The sequence below is a fragment of the Pseudomonas sp. P5_A12 genome (genome assembly GCF_056400685.1).
This window is the reverse complement of record NZ_JBFUKU010000346.1, coordinates 1-5,138: the sequence shown is the minus strand read 5'-3', so window position 1 is coordinate 5,138 and position 5,138 is coordinate 1. Positions and strand designations below refer to the sequence as shown.

General features: G+C 58.7%; 5 protein-coding genes. 3 read left to right on the top strand and 2 right to left on the bottom strand.

From position 1 onward, the window contains the following. Positions 1-82 precede the first annotated feature (82 nt). Positions 83-895: an exodeoxyribonuclease III gene (gene xthA, locus AC1DSG_RS27395; RefSeq protein WP_477793674.1), complete on the top strand. Its 813-nt coding sequence runs from the start codon at positions 83-85 to the stop codon at positions 893-895. 129 nt (positions 896-1,024) lie between these two features. After that, a complete protein-coding gene (locus AC1DSG_RS27390; protein WP_477793673.1) occupies positions 1,025-2,365 on the top strand; it encodes a substrate-binding domain-containing protein in 1,341 nt (446 codons plus the stop codon). A gap of 133 nt (positions 2,366-2,498) precedes the next feature. Here the strand turns inward: AC1DSG_RS27390 and AC1DSG_RS27385 are convergent, their stop codons facing one another. Continuing rightward, entirely contained in the window at positions 2,499-3,728 is a 1,230-nt protein-coding gene (locus AC1DSG_RS27385) for an acyl-CoA dehydrogenase (RefSeq protein WP_007946954.1), read from the bottom strand. A gap of 152 nt (positions 3,729-3,880) precedes the next feature. Between AC1DSG_RS27385 and AC1DSG_RS27380 the strand changes: the two genes are divergently transcribed. After that, positions 3,881-4,810 carry a LysR family transcriptional regulator gene (locus tag AC1DSG_RS27380; protein WP_477793672.1) on the top strand — a complete coding sequence of 310 codons (930 nt, stop codon included), beginning with the start codon at positions 3,881-3,883 and terminating at the stop codon, positions 4,808-4,810. Positions 4,811-4,927: 117 nt separating this feature from the next. Here AC1DSG_RS27380 and AC1DSG_RS27375 read toward each other — a convergent pair. Beyond that, a partial coding sequence (locus AC1DSG_RS27375) for an integrase core domain-containing protein (protein WP_477793555.1) occupies positions 4,928-5,138 on the bottom strand: 211 nt, incomplete at its 5' end.

Sequence of the window (5,138 nt, the reverse complement as noted above, 5' to 3'; positions counted from 1 at the left end):
GAACAAGGTAACTCTCCTGCCTCAACGCTGGCCCGATTCCTACATGTCAGCTAGCATCGCCCTTTTGCCAGGACTGCCGACCATGAAGATCGTCTCCTTCAATATCAACGGGCTGCGCGCTCGCCCGCATCAGCTGGCGGCGCTGATTGAAAAACACCAGCCGGACGTCATCGGCTTGCAAGAAACCAAGGTTCACGACGACCAGTTCCCGCTGGCCGAGGTTCAGGCGCTGGGCTATCACGTGTATTTCCATGGGCAGAAAGGCCATTACGGCGTCGCCCTGCTCTCGCGCAAAGAACCGCTGGCCCTGCACAAAGGCTTTGCCACCGATGAAGAAGACGCTCAGCGCCGCTTCATCTGGGGCACCTTCGCCGACGCCAATGGCGTGCCGGTGACGATCATGAACGGCTATTTCCCACAAGGTGAAAGCCGCGACCACCCGACCAAATTCCCGGCCAAGCAGCGCTTCTACAGTGACCTGCGACAACTGCTGGAAAGTCAGTTCAGCAACGATCAGCCGCTGGTGGTCATGGGTGACGTCAACATTTCCCCGGAAGACTGCGACATTGGCATCGGCCCGGACAACATGAAGCGCTGGCTGAAAACCGGCAAGTGCAGCTTCTTGCCGGAAGAACGCGAGTGGATGGCCCGTCTGAAAAACTGGGGCCTGGTGGACAGTTTCCGTCACCTGAACCCGGACGTAACCGACCGTTTCAGCTGGTTCGATTACCGTAGCCGCGGCTTTGAAGACGAGCCCAAGCGCGGGCTGCGAATCGACGTGATCATGGCCTCCCATGGCCTGTTGCCACGGATCAAGGACGCCGGCGTGGATTACGACCTGCGCGGGATGGAAAAACCGTCCGATCATGCGCCGATCTGGCTTGAATTGAGCTGATATTCAAAGCTACACAAAACCCTGTGGGAGCGGCCTGCTCGCTCCCACAATTAAAAAACAACTGTCATCTTTCGGAAATCTCGCTGACTTATTCTCCCCGCACTTTCTATGATTTTTTAAGGTGCGGGCATGATGCTGCGCGTGTTGTTTGTGTGGATGCTGTGCGCCGGCCTGCCATTGACGGCATCGGCCACTGATTTACCGATGCCCGCCAATGGCCCGGTGCTGCGCATCCAGGGCTCCAACACCATCGGCGCGGCATTAGGCCCGGCGCTGGTCGAAGGGCTGATGCGCGAACAGGGTCTGGTCAAGGTTCACAGTGAACGTGCCGAGAAAGCCAACGAACAACGCATCGTCGGCGAAACCGCTCAGGGGCGCCGAGTCGTGGTTGAAGTCGCCGCCCACGGCTCGAGCACCGGGTTCACCGCCCTGAAAAACGCCAGCGCCGGCCTCGCCGCGTCCTCGCGCCCGATCAAAGACAGCGAACTGGTAGACCTCGAACCCTTGGGCGACTTCAAAAGTCCCGAGGCGGAACAAGTCATCGCAATCGACGGACTGGCCATCATCCTTCACCCGCAGAACCCGCTGAATCAACTCGACACCGAACAACTGGCGCGAATTTTCAGCGGCGAAGCAAAAACCTGGGAAGAACTCGGCGGCAGCGGTGGAGCAATTCATCTCTATGCGCGGGATGAGCAATCGGGCACCTACGACACGTTCAACGAAGTAGTCCTCAGTCGTCGTGGGAAACCGCTGAACAGCGCCGCGAAACGCTTCGAATCCAGCGAGCAATTGTCCGACGCCGTCAGCCTCGACCCGCAGGGCATCGGGTTCATCGGCCTGCCTTATGTCCGCCAAGCCAAAGCCGTGGCGATCGTCGATGGCCAATCCCAGGCGATGCTGCCACTCAATAGCCTGATCACCACGGAAGACTATCCGTTGTCCCGGCGATTGTTCTTCTATCTGCCGCCCCACGGGAAAAACCCGTGGGCCAAGGCCTTGGCGGTATTTGCGCAAAGCAGTGAAGGTCAGGCGATTGTCGCAGCTAACGGTTTCATCGCCCAGACCGTCCAGGCCATCACAGTCACGCCGAATGTGTTGATGCCGGAGGGTTATCAGACACTCAGTCGTCATGCCCAACGACTGTCGGTGAATTTCCGCTTTGAAGAAGGCAGCGCGACGCTCGACAACAAGGCACAGCAGGACCTGTCGCGGGTGCTCGACTATATAAAGCAGCGTGATAAAACCAATCGCCAAGTCACCTTGGTTGGATTTGGCGATGCCAAGAGCGACCCGGCGCGCGCCGATTTGCTATCGAAGCTGCGGGCCATGGCGGTGCGGCGGGAACTGGTGAAAAGCGGCGTGGTGTTTCGCGAGATTCGCGGCTTTGGCGCTGAAATGCCGGTGGCGGCCAACAGTGCGGATGAAGGGCGGATCAAGAATCGGCGGGTTGAGGTTTGGGTGTATTGAATCAGATGTTTCTGGGTTGAATGGGTTGACGCCATCGTCGGAACGCCGCCCGGGGCAAGCCCGGCTCCTACAAGGTTCACGTTGTACCTGTAGGAGCTGGGCTTGCCCGCGATGAACGATGACGCGGTCTAACTTACTGCCCGCTACGCATCATCTCTTTCGGCACATACTTGCCGATTTCGAATTTGCCGATGGCCGCGCGGTGTACTTCGTCCGGGCCGTCGGCCAGGCGCAGGGTGCGCTGCATCGCATACATGTAGGCCAGCGGGAAATCGTTGGAAACCCCTGCCCCGCCATGGATCTGAATCGCCCGATCGATAACCCGCAAGGCCACGTTCGGCGCGACCACCTTGATCTGCGCGATCTCGCTCTTCGCCACTTTATTGCCCACGGTGTCCATCATGTACGCCGCCTTCAGCGTCAGCAGGCGTGCCATGTCGATTTCCATCCGCGAGTCGGCGATTTTGTCGATGTTGCCGCCCAAACGCGCCAAAGGCTTACCGAACGCGGTACGGCTGACCGAGCGTTTGCACATCAATTCCAGCGCCCGTTCAGCCATACCGATCGAACGCATGCAGTGGTGAATCCGGCCTGGGCCAAGGCGACCTTGTGCGATTTCGAAGCCGCGTCCTTCGCCCAACAGGACATTTTCGTACGGCACGCGGACGTTTTCGAACAGCACTTCGGCGTGGCCGTGAGGGGCGTCGTCATAACCGAATACCGGCAGCGGACGAACAATCTTCACGCCAGGGGTATCCACCGGCACCAGAATCATCGAGTGCTGGGCATGGCGCGGCGCATCAGGATCGCTCAGGCCCATGAAGATCAGAATCTTGCAGCGCGGATCGCAGGCGCCTGAGGTCCACCATTTCTTGCCATTGATGACCCACTCGTTGCCATCACGCACGGCGCGGGCGGCCATGTTGGTGGCGTCGGAGGAGGCAACATCCGGCTCAGTCATGGCGAACGCCGAGCGGATCTCGCCACGCAGCAGCGGTTCGAGCCAGCGTTGTTTCTGTTCTTCGTTGGCGTAGCGCACCAGCACTTCCATGTTGCCGGTGTCTGGTGCCGAGCAGTTGAACGGCTCAGGTCCCAACAACGAGCGGCCCATGATTTCGGCCAACGGTGCGTATTCGAGGTTGGTCAGGCCGGCACCGAGTTCGGATTCAGGCAAAAACAGATTCCACAGGCCTTCAGCCTTGGCCTTGAGTTTGAGCTCTTCCATGATCGCGGTCGGCTGCCAGCGATCGCCTTCGGCAACCTGGCGTTCGAACACCGCCTCAGCGGGATAAACGTACGTGTCCATGAACGCGGTTACGCGCTCACGCAGTTCCTGAACCTTGGGCGAATAAGCGAAATCCATGAGCATTACCTTCTTGGGCAGAGGTTGTTTAGGTCATGCAATCGATGCTAGAACAGCTATGAAAATTTACCTAGCCTATTCTCGGCGTGTATTAACATTCATCACCGATATATGATCGGCTGATTGAGAACCAACAATAAGAGTGCAGCGCAATGAATCTGAGCAAGGTCGACCTCAACCTTTTTATCGTCTTCGACGCGATCTACACCGAGGCCAATCTGACCCGCGCCGGGCAGATTGTCGGCATTACCCAGCCAGCGGTCTCGAACGCTCTGGCTCGCCTGCGCGAGACCTTCAACGATCCGTTGTTTGTGCGCACCGCTCAGGGCATGGTGCCAACGCCCATGGCCCAGAACATCATCGGGCCGGTGCGTAACGCCCTCTCCTTGTTGCGCGTGTCGGTGCAGGAAAGTCGCATTTTCAACCCACTGCAGGCGGTCAAGACCTACCGCATCAGCATGACCGACCTCACCGAAGCGGTGATCCTGCCGCCGCTGTTCCAGCGCCTGCGCCGCCTGGCACCGACGGTAATCATCGAAAGTTTCCTGTCCAAGCGCCGCGAAACCACCAAGGAACTGGCGGCCGGGCGTCTCGACTTCGCGGTGGATGCACCGCTCAACACCGACCCGCAAGTGCGTCATGTCAAGTTGATGGAGGACCGTTACGTGTGCGCCATGCGCAAGGGCCATCCGATGGCGGGTAAAGAGAAGTTCAGCCTGGATGATTATCTGTCGATGACCCACATCCACATTTCCAGCCGCCGCAGCGGACTGGGCCATGTTGATCTGGCCCTGGGGAAAATGGGCATCCAGCGCAAGATCGCCCTTCGATCCCAGCACTACTTGATGGCCTCGCAAGTGTTGCAACAGACCGACATGGTCATGACCGTGCCGGAGCGCTTTGCCCGTCGCAATGATTTGCATGCCTTCAGCTTGCCGGTCAACGACGTGCCACCGGTGGAAACTCACCTCTACTGGCACGAAAGCACCGACCAGGATCCGGCTAACCGCTGGATGCGCGAGCAAATGATCGAGTTGTGCCAGCAGGTAACGGCGCATGAGAAGAAGCTCGAAAAGGTGTAGGACTTGGTACCGAGGCGGCCCCATCGCGAGCAGGCTCACTCCCACAGGGAATCTCTTTAATACACAGATGTTGTGTTCACTGGACTTGCCCCTACAAAACCGGACACCAACTCCCCGTTAAATGGATGCCACTGCCAAGCGCCTGAATTCTCTCGGTGAGCGATAGTTCAAAGCGCTGTGCGGATGCTGCTCGTTGTAATGCTCAAAGGCAATTGCCAGGTTACGCAGCGCCGTTTCTCGATCCGGCTTGGGCATGTGCGCCACATAATCCCGCTTGATCGTCTTCACGAAGCTCTCGGCCATGCCGTTGCTCTGCGGGCTGCGCACC

What these genes read in the sequence shown, in the direction of transcription:
- xthA (WP_477793674.1), top strand. Translation starts at nt 83, where the DNA reads ATGAAGATCGTCTCCTTCAATATCAACGGGCTGCGCGCTCGCCCGCAT.
- AC1DSG_RS27390 (WP_477793673.1), top strand. Translation starts at nt 1,025, where the DNA reads ATGATGCTGCGCGTGTTGTTTGTGTGGATGCTGTGCGCCGGCCTGCCA.
- AC1DSG_RS27385 (WP_007946954.1), bottom strand. Translation starts at nt 3,728, where the DNA reads ATGGATTTCGCTTATTCGCCCAAGGTTCAGGAACTGCGTGAGCGCGTA.
- AC1DSG_RS27380 (WP_477793672.1), top strand. Translation starts at nt 3,881, where the DNA reads ATGAATCTGAGCAAGGTCGACCTCAACCTTTTTATCGTCTTCGACGCG.